This is a genomic window from Dyella thailandensis, assembly GCF_050749815.1.
Taxonomy (GTDB): domain Bacteria; phylum Pseudomonadota; class Gammaproteobacteria; order Xanthomonadales; family Rhodanobacteraceae; genus Dyella_A.
The window spans coordinates 3616830-3635494 of the sequence record NZ_CP192735.1 but is presented as its reverse complement, the minus strand read 5'-3'; the positions used below and the strand labels follow the sequence as shown (position 1 = coordinate 3635494).

General features: G+C 69.8%; 13 protein-coding genes. 7 read left to right on the top strand and 6 right to left on the bottom strand.

Annotated elements, in window-relative coordinates:
• The first annotated feature begins 32 nt into the window (after positions 1–32).
• Entirely contained in the window at positions 33–686 is a 654-nt protein-coding gene (locus ACQVBX_RS16510) for a DsbA family oxidoreductase (RefSeq protein ID WP_431635471.1), read from the top strand.
• Between the two features lie 6 nt (positions 687–692).
• On the opposite strand, the gene ACQVBX_RS16505 is transcribed toward ACQVBX_RS16510, so the two are convergent.
• Complete coding sequence (locus tag ACQVBX_RS16505; protein ID WP_431635469.1) at positions 693–3629, bottom strand: EAL domain-containing protein; 2937 nt, start codon at positions 3627–3629, stop codon at positions 693–695.
• A 147-nt stretch (positions 3630–3776) separates the two neighbouring features.
• Between ACQVBX_RS16505 and dinG the strand changes: the two genes are divergently transcribed.
• The 6 genes from dinG to ACQVBX_RS16475 all read left to right on the top strand — a co-directional run bounded on the left by dinG (position 3777) and on the right by ACQVBX_RS16475 (position 8912).
• On the top strand, positions 3777–5882 hold the full coding sequence (dinG, locus tag ACQVBX_RS16500; protein ID WP_431635467.1) for an ATP-dependent DNA helicase DinG: 2106 nt from the start codon (positions 3777–3779) through the stop codon (positions 5880–5882).
• Positions 5879–6448, top strand: coding sequence for a HutD/Ves family protein (locus ACQVBX_RS16495; RefSeq protein ID WP_431635466.1), 570 nt, complete (start codon positions 5879–5881; stop codon positions 6446–6448). The genes dinG and ACQVBX_RS16495 overlap by 4 nt, the downstream gene beginning before the upstream one ends.
• 135 nt (positions 6449–6583) lie before the next feature.
• Positions 6584–7162 carry an NnrU family protein gene (locus tag ACQVBX_RS16490; protein WP_431635465.1) on the top strand — a complete coding sequence of 193 codons (579 nt, stop codon included), beginning with the start codon at positions 6584–6586 and terminating at the stop codon, positions 7160–7162.
• Between the two features lie 45 nt (positions 7163–7207).
• Positions 7208–7408: a hypothetical protein gene (locus ACQVBX_RS16485; RefSeq protein ID WP_431635464.1), complete on the top strand. Its 201-nt coding sequence runs from the start codon at positions 7208–7210 to the stop codon at positions 7406–7408.
• 470 nt (positions 7409–7878) lie between these two features.
• A complete protein-coding gene (locus tag ACQVBX_RS16480; protein ID WP_431635463.1) occupies positions 7879–8439 on the top strand; it encodes a lipocalin family protein in 561 nt (186 codons plus the stop codon).
• Between the two features lie 71 nt (positions 8440–8510).
• Positions 8511–8912, top strand: coding sequence for a YchJ family protein (locus ACQVBX_RS16475; RefSeq protein WP_431635462.1), 402 nt, complete (start codon positions 8511–8513; stop codon positions 8910–8912).
• 7 nt (positions 8913–8919) lie between these two features.
• Here the strand turns inward: ACQVBX_RS16475 and ligB are convergent, their stop codons facing one another.
• The 5 genes from ligB to gltB form a co-directional block, all read right to left on the bottom strand.
• Complete coding sequence (gene ligB, locus ACQVBX_RS16470; RefSeq protein ID WP_431635461.1) at positions 8920–10602, bottom strand: NAD-dependent DNA ligase LigB; 1683 nt, start codon at positions 10600–10602, stop codon at positions 8920–8922.
• Between the two features lie 137 nt (positions 10603–10739).
• On the bottom strand, positions 10740–11504 hold the full coding sequence (locus ACQVBX_RS16465) for an NRDE family protein (protein ID WP_431635460.1): 765 nt from the start codon (positions 11502–11504) through the stop codon (positions 10740–10742).
• Between the two features lie 178 nt (positions 11505–11682).
• Positions 11683–12555, bottom strand: a complete 873-nt coding sequence (locus ACQVBX_RS16460) for a methylglyoxal synthase (protein ID WP_431635459.1) — start codon at positions 12553–12555, stop codon at positions 11683–11685.
• Positions 12556–12660: 105 nt separating this feature from the next.
• On the bottom strand, positions 12661–14088 hold the full coding sequence (locus ACQVBX_RS16455; protein ID WP_431635457.1) for an FAD-dependent oxidoreductase: 1428 nt from the start codon (positions 14086–14088) through the stop codon (positions 12661–12663).
• Entirely contained in the window at positions 14085–18545 is a 4461-nt protein-coding gene (gene gltB / locus ACQVBX_RS16450; RefSeq protein WP_431635456.1) for a glutamate synthase large subunit, read from the bottom strand. The genes ACQVBX_RS16455 and gltB overlap by 4 nt, the downstream gene beginning before the upstream one ends.
• Between the last annotated feature and the right edge of the window lie 120 nt (positions 18546–18665).

Here is an 18665-nt window from a genome sequence, read left to right as displayed (position 1 = left end):
CAGGGAGCTTCCCCTACTTGCGGACGCCCCCCATGACCGAACCCCAGGCCCTGCGCATCGATTTCGTTTCCGACGTCTCCTGCCCCTGGTGCGCGGTGGGGCTGGCCTCGCTGGAGCGTGCGCTCGACGCGTTGCAGGGCGAGGTGCGTGCCGAGATCCATTTCCAGCCATTCGAGCTGAACCCGCAGATGGCGCGCGAAGGCGAGGACGTGGGCGAGCACATCTCAAAGAAGTACGGCATGAGCCGCGCGCAGCTGGCGCAGAACCAGGAGAACATCCGCCAGCGCGGCGCGGCGGTGGGCTTCACCTTCGCCAAGCAGGACACGCGGCGCATCTACAACACCTTCGACGCCCATCGCCTGCTGCACTGGGCCGAGGACAGCGGCCAGCAGCATGCGCTCAAGCGCGCGCTGCTCACAGCGTATTTCACCGACGGCGAAGACGTGAGCGATCACGCCGTGCTCGCCCGCGTGGCCGAAGCGGTGGGGCTGGACGGCAACGAGGCGCGCGCGATCCTTGCTGGCGACCGCTACGCCGCCGAGGTGCGCGCGCAGGAGCAGTTCTTCCAGCGCGCCGGCATCCACTCGGTGCCGGCGATCATCATCAACCGCCAGCACCTCATCTCCGGCGGCCAGCCGCCGGAAGTGTTCGAGCAGGCGCTGCGGCAGATCGCTGCCGCCGGTTGAGGTCGCTCAGGCCGGCTCGCCGAGCCAGTGCTCCAGCGGGTGCGGCCGGCCGAGCAGGAAGCCCTGGCCTAGCTCGCAGGCCATGTCGCGCAGCAGCGCGCGCTGACGCGACGTCTCGATGCCCTCGGCGATCACCTGGATCTCCAGCGCATGCGCCAGCGCGAGGATCGCCTCCACCACGGTGGAACTGTTGGTGCTGCCGGCATCCAGCGCCTGCACGAAGGTCTGGTCGATCTTGAGCATGCGCAGCGGCAGCGAGTGCAGGTAGTTGAGCGAGGAATAGCCGGTGCCGAAATCGTCCAGCGCCGCGCCCACGCCGGCCTGGCGCAGCCGTTCGAGCGTGCCGCGCACGCGCTCGGGATCGTCCAGCAGCGAGCCCTCGGTAACCTCCACGATCACCCGTGATGGCGCCAGCCCGGTGCGGCCGATCATCGCCAGCAGGCGCTGGTCGAAATCGCGGTGGCGCAGGTGCAGCGCCGACACGTTGAAGGTGAGAAAGCTGGCGCGCTCCGGCAGCCGCGTCACGGCCGCGCAGGCGCGCTCGAACAGCTGCCAGTCGATCAGCTCGATCTGCCCGCAGTCCTCGGCCACCTTGAGGAACGCACCCGGCAGCAGCACGCCGCGCTCGGGATGATGCCAGCGCAGCAGCGCTTCGTAGCCCACCAGTTCGCCCGTTTCCAGCCGACAGATCGGCTGCAGGTAGGGCTGGAACTCGTCGCGTTGCAGCGCCAGGCGCAGCTCGCCCTCCATGCCGAGCTCGTCGACCAGGTTCTTCGCCAGCGTGTCGTCGAACAGCGCATAGCGCTTGCGGCCCAGCTCCTTGGCCCGGTACAGCGCTATGTCCGCATCACGCAGCAAGTCGTCGGCCTGCCCATAGCGCCGGTCGCCCAGCGCGATGCCCAGGCTGGCGCTGGGCTGCAGTTCGCGCCCGGCCACCGGCAGCGGCTGGCCAAGCGCCTGCAGCACGCGGTTGGCCACCGTGGTGGCGGTGTCGGGCCCCTCGACCCGGTCGAGCAGGATCGCAAACTCGTCGCCGGACAAGCGCGCCACCACATCCGGCTCACGCACGCAGCCCTGCAGGCGATGCGCCACTTCCTTCAGCACGGCGTCGCCGGCGAGGTGACCGAGGCTGTCGTTGATCACCTTGAAGCGATCCACGTCGATATACAGCAGCGCGCAGCGCGCGCCGTGGGTGTCGCGTACCAGCGCCAGGCTGCGCTCGATGCGATCGCGCAGATGGTCGCGGTTGGGCAGCCCGGTGAGCGGATCGTGCATCACCTGGTGCCGCAACTGCTGCTGGATGCGCTCGCGTTCGCTGATCTCCTTGCGCAGCGCGCGGGTGCGCTCATGCACGCGCAGTTCCAGCTGCGCGTAGGCGTGCTGCAAGGCATCGGCCACGCGACGGCGCTGCAGGCTGGTGGCGATCTGCGAGGCGACGAAGCCGAGCAGCTCCTGCTCGGCCACGCCGTAGGTGATCTGCTCGGTGTAGCTCTGCACCGCGACCAGGCCGATGGCGCGATCGCCGTCCCACAGCGGCACGCCGAGCCAGCAGATCGACGGCGTGCCGGTAGAGTACGCGTCGATTTCGCCGCGGGCGATCATCTCGGCCATGCCTTCGCGGTCAACCACGAACGCGCCGTGCTCGAGCACGTACTCGCTCAGGCCGCGACTGAGCGGGCGGTCTTCATAGGTTTCTCCGGTCACGTCCACCGCGTAGGGGAAGGTCAGCGTCTCGCCGCGCTCATCGACCAGCGCGATGAAGAAGTTCTTCGCGTTGATCAGGCTGCCTACGATGGTGTGCACCTGCTGGTAGAAGGTTTGCTGATCGATGTCGGCGGTGGCCAGCTGGGCGATCTGGAACAGCGCCGCCTGCAGCCGCTCGGCACGCTGGCGCTCGGCCACCTCCTGCTGCAGGCCGCGATTGAGCTCGGCCAGTTCCAGCGTGCGTTCGCGCACGTGGCGCTCAAGGTCGTCCTTGCCCTGCTTGCGCTCCAGCGCGGTGAGGATATGGCTGCCGACGAACTGCAGCAGCGCGCGATCCTCGGCGGTGTAGCGGATGCCGTGCTCGTAGGTCTGCACCACCAGCGCACCGCAGGCCACGCCGTCGCGCAGCATCGGCACGCCGAGCCAGTCCAGGCTCTCCGGCCCCACCAGGCGGTAGGCATCGCCCAGCAGGGCGTGGATTTCTTCGGCCGTACCCATCAACGGACGCCCGCCGGTGAGCAGGTGCCAGGTGAGCGTGCCGTGCCAGCGCGCCGCGGGCATCTCCTCCTGCCCCGGCCCGGCGTCGTCCTGGGTGTCGGCGTAGTAGAGAAAACGCAGGCTGGCGCGCGCCGCGTCATAGCGCACGATGAAGAAGTTTTCCGCGTACATCAGCGTGCTGACAATGCCGTGGATGCCCAGCAGCATGTCGGGCATCTCCAGGTCCGATCCGGACAGATCGGAAATGCTCAGCAGCGCGCGCTGCAGCGTTTCGGAGCGCTCGAGCTGATCGTGCGAGTGCTGCAGATCGGTCAGCTCCAGCGTGCGCTGCAGCTGGCGCCCAGCCAGTTGCAGCAGGGGCATCGGCAGTTGCCGGTCAGGCGGCGCGCCGACGGCGCCCCCGTCCAGCTGCACCAGCAGCACCGCCGCGCCGGGTCGGCACAGCCGGCACGCCAGCAGCGACAGCGCCGGATCGAGCTGCGGCAGTTCGCTGTCCAGCGCGCGCTGCACCAGCGCCATTTCCGCCTCGTCCAGGCGCGCGGCGGGGCGACATTCCGGTTGCGCCTGGCCCGGCAGCCACCACAGCACCACTGCGGCCCGGCATAGCGGTGCCACGCGCACCATGTCGACCACCACGGCCGCGACTGCGGCCGGGCTCGACGCTTCCAGCAACCGCTCCAGCCAGGCCACGGGGCTGGCGGGCAGGTGACGAGGCAGCGGCTCGCGCGGCATGGGCTTCATGGGGTCCTCATGATCCGTTGTCACGACTCGCGGGAGGGGCGGCGTGGTCCGATCCGATAAACTGGACCCCTGCCGCGAGCATCGCTTCCCCCGCGGATCGCGTTCCATCGCTGCTTATCGACCGTTTCCGCCCGGGCTTTACCTCGCTTGCTCACCGACGCCATCAAAGACGCCATCCGCGCTGCCTACACCCGCCTCAAGGACGGGCTGCCGGGCTTTCGCGCGCGCGCCTCGCAGGGCCGCATGATCGCCGAGGTGGCCAAGGCGCTGGCCGAAGCCGGCGGTGCGGCGGTGATCGAGGCGCCCACCGGCACCGGCAAATCGATGGCCTACCTGATCGCCGGCCACGCGGTCGCCCGAGCGCAGAAGAAGAAGCTGCTGATCGCCACCGCCACGGTGGCTCTGCAGGAGCAGCTGGTGCAGCGGGACATCCCGCTGTACCTGTCGCTCAACGGCATCGAGGCGAAGGTGGCACTGGCCAAGGGCCGTGGCCGCTACGTGTGCCCGCGCAACCTGCTGATGGCCGGCAACAGCCTGGCCGCCGACGCGCAGATGGGATTGGGTTTCGACACCGATCTGGCGCTGTGGACACGCCCACCGGATGCGCGCGACAAGGCTGCGCTGGGCAAGCTGCTCACTGCGCTGGACACCGGCAGCTGGGACGGCGACATGGACGCCGCGCCCGAGCCGGTCGGCGACATGGTGCGCGGCATGATCACCACCAGCGCCGGCGGCTGCACCGGCCGCCGCTGCGCGCAGTTCATGGGCTGCCCGTTCTTCGCCGCGCGCCGCGCGGTGGCCGACGCGGAGATCATCGTGGCCAACCAGGATCTGGTGCTGGCCGACCTCACCATGCCCGGCAGTGAGGAAGACAGCTGGGGCGGCGTGATCCTGCCCAAGCCGGACGAGACGCTGTACATCTTCGACGAGGGCCACCACGTCGCCGCCAAGGCGATCGACCGCGGCACCGCGGAAGTCTTCATGGGCGCCGCGGTGCGCCAGTTGAGCCGGCTCGGCCGGCAGGTGCACGCGGCCTACTCGCTCACCGACAAGGAATCGCTGGGCAAGCTCAGCCTCGATCAGGGCGACGAGAAACTGCAGGAACTGAGCAACGCGCTGGAGGAACTGGAGCGCGAGATCCGCCTCGGCTGGGTGCCCGATCCCGGCGAGAGCGAGCCGATGTACCGCGGCTCGATGGGCCAGCTGCCGGAAAGCTGGGTGGAACACGCCCGCATTCTGGCCGTCTATACGGCCGAGGTGCAGCGCTGGCTCAACGCGGTGCGCCGCGCCGTGCTGGAGATGAGCGAGGGCGGCCCCACGCAGGAGGCGCTGTCGCGCGAGCTGGGCATGGCGCTGGAGCGGCTGGAACGGCAGTCGCGCTGCTGGCGTGCCTGGTCCACCAGCGACCACGAACACGCGCCGCCGCTGGCGCGCTGGGTCACCCTCGCCAACGATCAGCAGCTGGTGTGCCACGCTTCGGCGGTGTCGGCCGCGGGCATGCTGCGCAGCGTGCTGTGGGGCAACGCCAGCGGCGTGGTGATGACTTCGGCCACGCTGAGCGCCGGCGGCAACTTCCGCCACTTCGCCGACGCGGTGGGCCTGCCCGACGAGGCGGTGACGCTGAGCCTGCCCTCGCCGTTCGATCTCGCCAGCCAGGCCCGGCTCGAGGTACCGGCCATGCGCACCCTGCCCGACGCCCGCGACGCGCACGCCGAGGAAGTGGGCGAATGGCTGGCGGAGAACCTCGACTGGGACGCCGGCAACCTGGTGCTGTTCACCTCGCGCATCAAGCTCGACCGGGTGCTGCAGAAGCTGCCGATCGCGATGGTGCGCAAGGTGCGCGCGCAGGGTTCGCTGGGCAAGTCGCAGCTGGTCGCCGAGCACTGCGCCGACATCGAAGCCGGCAAGGGCAGCACGCTGTTCGGGCTGGCCTCGTTCGGTGAAGGCCTCGATCTGCCGGGCAAGTTCTGCGAGACGGTGGTGATCACCCAGCTGCCGTTCGCGGTGCCGACCGACCCGGTGGGCGCCACCTACGCCGAATGGCTGGAGTCGCGCGGACGCAACCCGTTCATCGAGGTGACCATTCCCGAGGCCACACGACTGCTGATCCAATACTGCGGCCGTCTGATCCGCAGCGAGGCCGACCGTGGCCGCATCGTGCTGCTGGATCGCCGCGTGGTGGTGAAGCGCTACGGCGAACGCATGCTGCAGGCGCTGCCGCCGTTCGAGCGCGCGATCGAGCGCGCCGCATGAATACCGGCCGCATCCTGCGCAGCGACGAGCTGGTGCCGGTGCCCTGGCGCAACGGTCAGGGCGTGACGCGCGAACTGGCGATCGCCCCGCCCGGCGCCGACACCGACGATTTCCTGTGGCGGGTGAGCCTGGCCGACGTGGTGGGGCCCGCGCCGTTCTCGCTATTTCCCGGCGTGGACCGCAGCATCGTGCTGCTCGACGGCGCCGGCTTTCGCATGACCCTCGATGGCACGCGGGAACACGACCTCACCACACCCTGCGTACCGTTCGCCTTTCCCGGCGAAGCGGCGGTGGCGGTCGCTCTCGCGAGCGGACCGACGCGCGATTTCAACCTGATGCTGCGGCGCGGCCGCGTCGTTGGCGGGATCGACGTCTGGCGGGGCCCCAGCGCCCATGACTGCCCTGCCGACCTGGTGCTGCTTCATGCCGTGCAGGGATCGATCGTGACGCCGGCCGGCGCCCTGGGGCGCGGCGACAGCTGGCTCGCCGCCCACGCTCCGGCGGGTCAGGTGGCCTTGGCCGCCGGAGCGGTCGCCCTGGTCGTGCAGGTGCACGACGCGCGCTGAGTCGGCAATCCGGCGGCAGCGGGAGCCGCCCGCGTTGCGTGGCGCGCAGCACTCGCGAGCCACGCGCCGGCCGGGCGAAGTGCCCGAACGCGATGGCCGCCTATACTCGCCCCACCTTTCGCGGAGCGATGCGCCATGGCGATGCTGATCCTCGGTTTGCTGCTGTTCCTGGGCGTGCATTCGACCCGCGTGTTCGCCGACAACTGGCGTACGCGGCAGATCCACCGCCTCGGCCCGATAGGCTGGAAGGCGCTGTATTCGGTGCTGTCGCTGGCCGGCTTTGCGTTGCTGGTGTGGGGGTTTGGCCTGGCGCGTCAGCATCCGGTGGTGGTTTGGGTGCCGCCGATGGCCCTGCGCCACCTCAACGCCCTGTTCACCCTCATCGCTTTCGTGCTGCTGGCCGCCGCCTACGTGCCGGGTAATGCGATCAAGGCGCGGCTCGGCCATCCGATGCTCGCGGCGGTGAAACTGTGGGCGTTCGGCCACCTGCTCGCCGCCGGCATGCTGCATGACGTGCTGCTGTTCGGCGCGTTCCTGGTGTGGGCGGTGGTGGATTTCACGGTGTCACGGCGCCGCGACCGCGCGGCCGGCGTCACGTATCCGAAGGGACCGGCCTGGCGCACCGTGCTCACCGTGGTGCTCGGCGTGGCCGCCTGGGCGGCATTCGCGTTCTGGCTGCATAGGCCGCTCGTTGGGGTGAGTCCGTTCGGCTGAGGGCGTATCCTGCCGACTTCTCACCGCTGCCTCGCGAGGTGCGCCATGGTCGGCTTTCTGCTCTGGTTGTTGCTGCTGGTGTTCTGCTGGCCGATCGCCCTGCTGGCGCTGGTGCTGTACCCGATCGTGTGGCTGATCGCACTGCCGTTCCGGGTGATCGGGATCACCGTGGGCGCCGTGTTCGCCTTCCTTGGCGCCCTGCTGATGCTGCCGGCGCGCGTGTTGCGGGGACGTCCGGCAATCTGACGGAACGAGCCCGGCGGCGGGGTTGCGCCGTCGCCGTGGGTCAGCTTCACATGGCTGAACAAGCGGCCCAATGCGCCACCTGAGTGACGCCGGGCGTCACTGATGTCTGGCGCGCGGAGCAGTTCGACACGACGTCCGTCATCACACGCGGCACACCCTGAACCAATCCGCGGCGCGGCGACGGTTTGCCGCACCACCGGCGTTGCTGAGGCAACCGAGGCGCTCTTCGCGCAGGGCCGGGCGAACCGCCAGCGCCGCCGTCGTGCCGCGAGCACGCGCTTCATGCTTGCCCTAGCCTGACCGGCCGCCACTCCGGAGGCCGCGGCTTCAAGTTGCGGCGCTCCGTGCCGATGTCTTGTAACAAGCTGCGCATGCCGTCCAGCGACGGTCAAACCCGACCGGCGTTGGCACGGCTTTCGCAGGAAGAACCGGACCCACCGGTTGTCCGCCTGTTGCGAGGAAAACGCGCCATGACCTGGTCTCTTCCACTGCCCGCCACGCTCAGTGCCAGTGTCGCCCTGTCCGTAACCACGCCCACGGTGATGAAGGCGGTTCCCCAGCTCGACATCGCGCGCTTCGCCGGCCGCTGGCACGAGATCGCGCGCCTGCCCTCGCCCTTGCAGCGGCTCACCGACCGCGACATCCGGCTGGACATCGAGCCGCTGGAAGCCGATCACTACCGCCTGCGCCGCACCTGCGTCGGCACCGATGGCAACGAACGGGTGCAGGACATCCAGGCCCGGCGGCGCTATCCGGTGGAGGAACCGGGGCAGTTCCAGCGCAGCGCCGCGCCGGCCTGGGCGCAGTGGCTGCCGTCGACGTGGAAAGACCTGTGGGTAGTGGCCGCCGACCGCCACTATCAGTGGCTGATGCTGGGCGAGCCGCGCCTGCGTGAGCTGTGGCTGCTGGCCCGCGAACCGCAAATGGAACGCCAGGTGCTGGAAGCGCTGAAGTCGACCGCGCGCGGGCTGGGCTACGACCTCGCTCCGCTGATCGTCAGCGGCCAGCTGCGCAGCTTCCAGATGGTGTGACACACGGGCGGACTTGGCAGCGCGCCGCCGCCCGTTCACCATCGCCGGCTCGATCCCGCACCGGCCCGCCCATGGCTTCCACCCACCGCATCCCTTGCCCCTGCGGCCAGTCCGCCGACTACGCCAGCTGCTGCGGGCCGCTGCACGCCGGCACGGCATTCGCCACCACCGCCGAACAGCTGATGCGCTCGCGCTACAGCGCCTATGTGCGGTGCGACGAGCCTTACCTGCTCGCCACCTGGCATGCCAGCACGCGGCCGGCCGCGCTCGACCTGGCCGCGCAACAGCCCGCACCCACCTGGCTGGGCCTGGACGTGAAGCGACACGAAGCCGCCGCTGACCATGCGGTGGTCGAGTTCGTCGCGCGCCTGCGCTACGGCGGCGGCAAGGCGCAGCGGATGCACGAGGTGAGCCGCTTCGTGCGCGAGGACGGACGCTGGTACTACGTGGACGGCGACATCGGCGACCGCTGAGCGCAGCTCAGAACCCGGCCACGCCGGCGGCGTGCAGGCGCACGGCCAGTGCCTGCACCTCGGGATTAGCGAAGAAGGCGCGCAGCCGCTTCGCCCGCGTATCGCCGATGCCATCGATGCGCTGCCAATCGGCCCTGCTGCGGGCCGCCAAGGTGGCCCAGTCCTGCGCCGTGGCCTGGCCCATCGGCGGCGGCGCCAGCGCCGCCAGCCAGCGGTCGAAAGGCTGCCTTCGCGTCGACGCGAAGGCGCGGTCCAGCGCCGCGGCACGTTGTGCACCGATGCCGTCGATCGAGGCCAGTTGCGTTGGCGTCAGCCGCATCCAGTCCAGCAATCCAGGCAACAGCCCCGCATCGATCAGCTGCTGCCATATCCCCGCGCCGACGCCATCGATGTCCAGCCCACGGCGGCCGCCCAGCCAGACCAGCCGCGCCCGGAACTGCTGCTCGCAACCGGGCACGGGATGCCAGCAGCTCAGCGCGTCATGATCGGCGGTGGGCGCATCCACCACCGCCCGTTCGCTGCTGCGCCACACCACGTCATCCAGGCGCGGGATGGTGAGCCCGGCCAGCGACACACTCACGCGATCCCCCGGCCGCACGTCGAGTTGGCGCCAGCGCGTCAGCGACCCCACGCTCACCCGCTGCACGCGGTGGTCGTCCAGTTGCACCGGCTCGAGCTCAAGCACCACGCTCACCCGACCGCTGCGGCCGGTACGGAAGTCCACGCCGCGCACGGTGGCCAGCGCACGGGCGGCCGGATATTTCCACGCCACCGCCCAGTCCGGCGGCGCGGCCTGCCAGCGGCTGGCCGGCGGTCGACGGCCCTGGCGCAGCACCACGCCGTCGGCGGCGAACGGCATCGCCTGGCGATACCAGCGCTCACGCCAGCGCGTTACGTCAGCCAGCGTCGCCACCGGTTGCACCAGCGCCGCGCTGTCGGCCAGGCCCATCGCGCGCAGGCCGGCCAGGCGTGCGGCCATGTCTTCGGGCCCGGTGGGCCAGTCCCACACGAACAGGCCGATCTGCGCGGCGGTGGCGTCGTCCAACTCGCCTCGTGCCAGCGCACCGGCGACCTTCGAGCGCGCATTCGCACCGCCGTCGCGCGCCTGTACATGACCGGGCAAGCGCCACACCAGCTCGCCCTGCAGCACCACGCGCGTGGGCGCGTGGGCCAGCGTCTTCGGCACCGCACCGATGCGGCGCGCGGCCGCGGTCCAGTCCGAGCCGCGCGTGCCGTCGCCGCGGCTCACCGCCTCGCGCAGTGCGCCGTGTTCGTACAGCAGGGTAACCGCCACGCCGTCGGCCTTGGGCTGGATCCACAGGTCGCGGCCATCGCGCGACTGCATCCACGCCTGCACGGCGCGGGCATCCGGCAGCTTGGCCAGCCCGGTCTGCACCACCGGGGCGCGTACGCTGCCGCCGGCGTCCGCCAGGTGCGGCAGATCGGCCGGCGCCTGTGCGGGAAAGCACGCGCGCCAGTTGCGGAACTGCGCCAGCGCCTGATCGTAGATCGCATCGTCCACCGGCGAACTGCCCTCGACCCGATAGGCGTGGTTCCACGCAGCCAGGCGATCGTGCAGGGCGGCAAGCTCGCTACGGGCACGTGCGTCCGTCCAGTCGGGACAGGCCGCATGCAGCGGCGCGACAATCCCCAGCAGACCCAGCACGAACACGATCCCTCGATGACGCATGGCTTGTCTCCCCAACGCGCTCCGGCGCCGATCGGGCAAGCCTAGTCAGGGTACCGACGCGCCTGACAGCGGGTTCATGCCAGCTGCGCTGTAGGTCCGTGCTGCACGCCTGCCAGAGCGTTCGCCGACGCGTGCGCTCAGCCAGACGTACCAAATCGCAATTCGGTTTGGCCGTCCGGACGTCCGTTCGGGCCAAACCGCCGCTCGACGATGCGCCCGGCGCCCGCGTGATCGATCAGCACCAGCGTGCTTGCCCGCGTGCCGTAGCGCTCGCCCCGGATGAACGCCGAGGACAGCCAGCGCTCGCGCTCCAGGCCGATACCGGTGTCGGGCAGGGCTTCGTCTGGCGCCTGCCGTTCGTCGGCCAGTGCGGTGAACACGGGCTCCAGATCATCCGCATCGACCTCCAGCCAATGCTGCAGACGCTGCATCAACGCGCGCGTCTTCGGCCACGGCGTGTTGAAGTCGGCATTGGACAGCCCGTGTACGCCGGGGGTGATGATCTGCAGCCGCGGCTCGGGCCGGTTGCCGAGATAGAAGCCCTCGCGCGCATCAAACGTGAGCAGGTTGAACGGTCGATAGTGCGCCGCGTCGGCGCGCAGGCGCGAGGCGTGCGCGGGTGCCTGATCCGGCCCGGTGAGGTAGTCCACCGCGAGCAAGCCACGCGACCGACCTACTTGCGGATCGCGCGGATCGCGCACGTTGGTCACCACCGTGCAGCGTCCGTCGTCGTTGACCCCCAACCAGGTGCCCCCGGCCTCCAGGTCACGCCCCGCAGCCATGGCGGTATCGGGCCAGCGCGCCAGCGGCGCCGTTGGGCGACCGTGGAACTCGTCGCGATTACCGGCCAGCACGAGGCGCCAGCGGGGATGGGTGTTCCAGGCGAAAGCGATCAGGCACATGGGTGAGCAGCAAGGCAGGAGGAGCGAGAAGTGAGGTGCACGCAGAGATGATCGCCCTTAAAAGGGGCATAGCCGACGTGCTGCAGCTCACAACAGGGCGCTTTTCTATCATCGCGCGGCGTGTCGCGATGAACAGCATACGCGGCAGGGCCTTCTCCCCGTCGCCTCTCACGTCTCGTCACTCACCCTTGTCCCTGATCGCCGCGGCCAGTGCCCAGCGCGCGGCGACGCGCGGGCTGGTCATGCATACGGCTTCGTCGGTCACTGTGGTGACGGCGCGTTCGAGCAGTTGGATGTCGGCCTCGTGCTGGCGCGGCACGTGCGGATCTTCGAAGAAGATGGCGCGCTGGCAGCGGCGCTCCAGCACCAGGTCGGCGATCTGCGCGTCGCCGCCCATCGGGCCGCTCTGGTAGCGCTGCACCCACTCGCGCGCGGCGGGCCAGCCGCGGCTCCACGCCAGCTCGTTGAGGCGCTGACCGGTGGTACCGGTAGCCACCCGTGCGGCGAAACGCGAGAGCACATCGAAGTGCTCGGCGGCGAAGGCCAGCATCTGTGGCTTCATCGCATCGTGGGCGATCAGCGCCAGCGTTTGCGATTCCAGCCCATACAAGGCATCCGCATCGGGATCGGACGCCAGTCCGGCATGCACGCGCTCCATCTCGATCCAGTCGCGCGCCGACGCGACGGTGGAGATGAACGGCTTGCCGTGGATCACGCACTGGCGCTTGAGCGCCACCGCTTCAGGGAAGATCGAGGAGGGGTCGACTGGATCGATCAGGTAGATCGCGCCGTCCAGCGTGCGCTGCGGCCCCATGCCCACGACCTCGGCCACCAGCTTCATCAGGCCGCCCTCGCGGCCGTACGGATAGCGCTGCAGGCCGTGGTAACCGGTGAGCAGGCCGGCGCGCACGATGCCATCGTGGGTGCGACCTACGGCATGCAGAGCGAGATCCAGCTCGCGGATGCCGCGCTCGCAGGCGCGCAGCCAGCGGAACAGGGCGGCATCGCGCTGGCTGTGGTGGAGACGGTTGGCGGCAAGGCCCAGACGCATCGAACACGATCCTGTGGAAGAAGGAGACGACCGGCGCAGCGAATGCCGTGCCGGTCGCCAGTGTAAGGATCCGGCCGCGATGTTGGTCGCCGCGGCCCGCGCGCGTCAGGCTGCTGCTTCCACCGCCTGGGTCAGCAGCATGCGGGCAATCGACACGGCGGCCTCGCGTCCGTCGTACACGGCGCGCACCACCAGGTCGGCACCGCGCACGTTGTCGCCGCCGGCGAAGATCTGCGGATGAGCCGTCTGCAGCGGCAGCGCGCCGTCGGCGCCGGTGATCACCCGGCCGTTGCGCTGCAGCGTCACGCCGTGCGCCTTGAGCCAATCCGGCGGGCTGGGCAGGAAGCCGAACGACTGGATCACCACGTCGGCGGCGAGCTCGTACTCGCTGCCCGGCATGTTCTGCGGACGCGGGCGGCCGTGACCATCGGCAACCAGCTCGGTGGCGATCACCCGCACGCCGCGCACGTGACCATGGCCATCGTCGAGGATCTCCAGCGGCTGGCGCTGGAACACGAACTCCACGCCTTCCTCGCGCGCGTGTTTCACCTCGCGCGCCGAGCCCGGCATGCTCGCCTCGTCGCGGCGGTAGACGCAGCTCACCGACGACGCGCCCAGACGCACCGCGGTGCGCACGCAATCCATGCCGGTGTCGCCGCCGCCCAGCACCACCACGCGCTTGCCGGCGAGGTCGATCGGCGAAGGTTCGTCGCGCAACAGGCGTTCGGTGTTGGCGATCAGGAACGGCAACGCGTCGTGCACGCCGTGCAGGGCGCGGCCGGGCAGCTCACCGTCGACGTAGGTGTAGGCACCGGTGCCGACAAACACCGCGTCGTAGTCGTCCAGCAGCTGGCCGAACTCGATGTCGCGGCCCACTTCCTTGTTGAGGAAGAAGCGCACGCCCATCTCCTCCAGCACGGTGCGGCGCGTGCGCACCACGTCCTTCTCCAGCTTGAACGGCGGGATGCCGAAGGTCAGCAGGCCGCCGATCTCACTCTGCCGGTCGTAGACGTCGGCGGCGATGCCGGCGCGGCGCAGGCGGTCGGCGCAGGCCAGGCCGGCCGGGCCGGCGCCGACGATCGCCACGCGCTTGCCGGTCTCTCGCACATGGCTGAGGTCCGGCCGCCAGCCTTGCCGCAGTGCTTCGTCGGTGACCCAGCGCTCGATACTGCCGATAGTGACTGCGCCGAACGCGGTCTGCTCCAGCGTGCAGGCGCCTTCGCACAGGCGATCCTGCGGACAGATGCGGCCGCAGATTTCCGGCAGCGGGTTGGTCTCATGCATCAACGTGGCCGCTTCCATGATGCGGCCGTCCTGCACCAGCTTGAGCCAGTTCGGGATGTAGTTGTGCACCGGGCAGGCGTGCTCGCAGTACGGGTTGCCGCAATCGATGCAGCGCTCGGCCTGGGTGCCCGCCTCCTTCGTGGCGAAGTCGCCGGAGATCTCGCCGTAACCGAGCACGCGCACGTTGACCGGCACGGTGCGCGGCGGCTGTCGCGGCACGTTGAGGAACTGGAAGGTCTTGTCGGTCATGCCGCGCTCCTCAATTCGTCGGCGAGCGCCGCCAGGCTCGCGGCTTTCGGCTTGACCAGCCAGAACTTGTACTGCAACCCGCGGAACTCGCGCAGGATCTGCCGGCCCCAGTCGCTGTTGGTGTATTCGACATGGCGCGTCACCAGCTTGCGCAGGTGCTGCATGTAGTGCTCCATGCCCTCCGGCGAGATGCGCAGGATGTCGACCAGCTCGTGGTTGTAGCAGTCGACGAAGTCGCGCTCCAGATCGAGCACGTAGGCGAAGCCGCCGGTCATGCCCGCGCCGAAATTGAGGCCAACCTTGCCCAGCACCGCCACCACGCCTCCGGTCATGTATTCGCAGCAGTGGTCGCCGGCACCTTCCACCACCGCCAGCGCGCCCGAGTTGCGCACCGCGAAGCGCTCGCCGGCGCGACCGGCGGCGAACAGTTCGCCGTCGGTCGCGCCGTACAGGCAGGTGTTGCCGATAATCGCCGCGTCCTGACTGGCGAACGGCGAATCGGCCGGCGGACGCACGATGATGCGACCGCCCGCCATGCCCTTGCCGACGCCGTCGTTGGCCTCGCCGGTGAGCTCGATGTGCACGCCGCCCGCGTTCCATGCACCCAGGCTCTGGCCGGCCGCGCCGGTGAGCGCGAGCGTGATCGGCGATTCGTCCATGCCGTGGTCACCGTGGGCGCGCGCCACCTCGCCCGACAGCCGCGCGCCGATCGCGCGGTCGGTGTTGGCGATGGCGTATTCGAAGCGGCCGCCACGCTTGCCGAGCACGGCCTCGCGGATGTCGGCGCTGATCCGCGAGGCCAGCGCGGCGGGATCGCGCATCGGGTTGCGCGCCAGCGTGCAGGTCGCATCCGCGCTGGCGCTGAGGCCACGCCCGTCGATCAGCGGCGAGAGATCGAGCCGGTGATGCACCGGGGTGGTGCCTTCGAGCTGATGCAGCAGATCGGTACGCCCCACGATCTGCTCAAGCGATCGCACGCCGAGCTGCGCCAGCTGCGCGCGCACGTCTTCCGCCACGAAGCGGAAGTAGTTCATCACCATCTCGGGCAGGCCGATGAAGTGCTCCTTGCGCAGCACCGGATGCTGGGTGGCCACACCAGTGGCGCAGTTGTTGAGGTGACAGATGCGCAGGTACTTGCAGCCCAGCGCCACCATCGGGCCGGTGCCGAAACCGAAGCTCTCCGCACCGAGCATCGCCGCCTTGATCACGTCCAGCCCGGTCTTCAGGCCGCCGTCGGTTTGCAGCCGCACGCGGCCGCGCAGATCGTTGCGGCGCAGCGTCTGCTGGGTCTCGGCCAGGCCCAGTTCCCACGGCGTGCCGGCGTACTTGATGGAGGTGAGCGGGCTGGCGCCGGTGCCGCCGTCGTGGCCGGACACGGTGATCAGATCGGCGCCGGCCTTCACCACGCCCGCGGCAACGGTGCCCACGCCGGCATGACTGACCAGCTTCACCGAAACCAGCGCGTCGGGATTCACTTCCTTCAGGTCGTGGATCAGCTCGGCCAGGTCCTCGATCGAGTAAATGTCGTGGTGCGGCGGCGGTGAGATCAGCCCGATCCCGGGCTTGGCGTAACGCAGCCGGGCGATGGTGGCGTCGACCTTGTGGCCAGGCAGCTGGCCGCCCTCGCCGGGCTTGGCGCCCTGCGCGATCTTGATCTGCAGCACTTCGGCGTTGACCAGGTAGTGCGGCGTGACGCCGAAGCGACCCGAGGCGACCTGCTTGATCTTGGACATCTTCTCGGTGCCGTAGCGAGCGGGATCTTCACCGCCCTCGCCCGAGTTGGAGCGCGCGCCGAGCCGGTTCATTGCCGTGGCCAGCGCTTCGTGCGCCTCCGGCGACAGCGCGCCCAGCGACATGCCGGCCGAGTCGAAGCGCTTGAGGATCGCCTCCACCGGCTCGACCTCCTCGAGCGGGATCGGCGCAGCCAGCGGCTGCGGGCCGAGCAGGTCACGCAGCGCCGACGGCGGGCGATGATCGACGTGGTTGGCATACGTGCGGTAGTCGGCCGCATCGCCCGTGCGCACCGCCTGCTGCAGCGTGGCGATCACATCGGGGTTGTACATGTGGTACTCGCCGCCGTGCATGTACTTGTACAGGCCGCCGGCACGCAGCGGCAGCGCCTCGTTCCAGGCCTCGGCGGCGAGCAGGCGCTGGTCGTGCTCGAGATCCTCGAAGGTGGCGCCGCCGATGCGCGAGGGCGTGCCGGGGAAGCACAGCTCCACCACCTCCGGCGCCAGCCCCACGATCTCGAACAACTGCGCGCCGCGGTAGCCGGCGATGGTCGAGATGCCCATCTTGGAGAGGATCTTCAGCAAACCCTTGCGGATGCCGCGACGATAACTGCGGCCCACCTCGGCGCGGTCGGCGTCGATGTGGCCCTGGCGACCGAGCTCGAACAGGCTCTGGTAGGCCAGCCATGGATAGATCGCGGTGGCGCCGTAGCCGATCAGGCAGGCGAACTGGTGCGGATCGCGCGGCGTGGCGGTTTCCACGATGAGGTTGCACTGGCAGCGTAGGCCCTGCTCGATCAGGTACGCATGCACCGCGCCGACTGCCAGCAGGGCGTGGAGCGGCAACTTGCCGCGCTCCGGATAGCGATCGCTGAGGAACACCAGCACATGGCCCTCACGCACGGCCTGCGCGGTGTCGCGGCACAGCCGGCGCAGCGCCTGCTCCAGCCCTTCTTCCGGCGCGTACATCAGGTCGAAGCGCGGCGTGCCGGCGAACTGCGGCAACGCCAGCAGCTGGCGCAGCTTGCGCTGGCTGAGGATCGGCGAGTTGATCAGCGTCTGCTTCGCGTTCTCCGGGCGAAAATCGAACACGTTGCCTTCGGGACCGAGCTGGGTCACCAGCGACATCACCAGCTTCTCGCGCAGCGGATCGATCGGCGGGTTGGTGACCTGGGCGAAGGCCTGACGGAAGCGATCGAACAGCGGGCGCACCTGGCGCGACATCGCGGCGATCGGCGTGTCGTCACCCATCGAGCCGGTGGCCTCGGCCTCCAGATCGGCAAGCACCTTCAGCACCGACTCGCGCTCCTCGCGGGTGAGACCGTAGAGCTTCTGGTAGCGGTGCAGCTCATCCGGCGGCAGCGGCTCGGCGGCCAGCGAAGGGTCGATCAGGTCCGATTCGAGATAGCTCACCCCGGCGCGCAGCCACTCGCGGAACGGCGCGCGCGAACGGTTGATGGCGTCGATGTCGGCATCGCGCAACAGGCGATGGGCCTTCAGGTCCACCGCGATCATCTCGCCCGGCGCCAGCCGCCCCTTGGCAACCACCTGTGACGAGGGCACGTCCCACAGGCCCGCCTCGGAGGCGACGATCAGGTGGTTGTCGGCCGACAGCGCCCAGCGTGCGGGGCGCAGGCCGTTGCGGTCGAGCGTGCAGGCAGCGTAGTGGCCGTCGCACATCACCAGGCCGGCCGGGCCATCCCACGGCTCGCTGTGCAGCGCGTAGTACTCGTAGAAGCCCGCCAGATCCTCGTCGATGCCTTCGCGCGCAGCGAACGCCGGCGGCACCAGCACGCGCATCGCGGCGAGCAGGTCGAGCCCGCCGACGAGCAGCACTTCCAGCGCGTTGTCCAAGCTTTCCGAATCGGAGCCGTTCTGCCGCACCAGCGGGCCGAGGTCGGACAGGTCCAGCAGCGGCGAACGCAGGATCGACTCGCGCGACTGCATCCAGCGCCGGTTGGCGCGGATGGTGTTGATCTCGCCGTTGTGCGCCAGCAGCCGGAACGGCTGCGCCAGACGCCACTGCGGCATGGTGTTGGTGGAGAAGCGCTGGTGGAACACCACCGCATCGGAGGCGAGCGCTGGATGCAGCAGATCGGGGTAGACCTCGCGCAGGCGCCCGGGTGCGGCCATCGCCTTGTAGCCGATGACGTCGGCCGACAGCGTGATCACGTAGAAGTGCGCGTCTTCGCGCAGCGCGTGCTCGGCGCGACGGCGCGCGCGGAACAGCGCGCGTTCGAACGCATCCTCGTCCATGCCGTGCGCGGGCTCGACGAAAATCTGCCGCACCCGCGGCTGCGCAGCCGCGGCCAGCGGACCGCAGGCCTCGGCGTTCACCGCCACTTCGCGCCACCCGGCGGTCTCCACGCCCTCCTCGCGCAGGCTGCGCTCAAGCTGCAGCGCCGCGGCGTCGCCGCCGGCCGGATCGAGAAACACCACGCCGGCGGCAAAGCGCTCGCCCAGCGCGATGCCGGATTCCTTGGCCAGCGCGCGCAGCCAGGGCCGCGGCCGATGCAGCAGCACGCCACAGCCGTCACCGCTGACGCCGTCGGCATTGACGCCGCCGCGATGCGAGAGTTTGGCCAGCGCGTCGAACGCGGTATCCACCACCCAGGCGCTGGCGCGCCCATCCACCTGCGACACCAGGCCGAAGCCACAGCTGTCGTGTTCGAAGCTCGCGTCGTACATGCGCGGCGTAACCTGCTGGTGCAAGGTCGCCTCCCTCATCGCTGGATGAAACGGTTGGGGACACCAACGCCTGCAGCGCACGCGCTGCAGGCGATTGACAAGACGTGCGCTCCGACTGTACGCACATTTGATGCGCCGCGTCAAAGACATTTGGGCGTC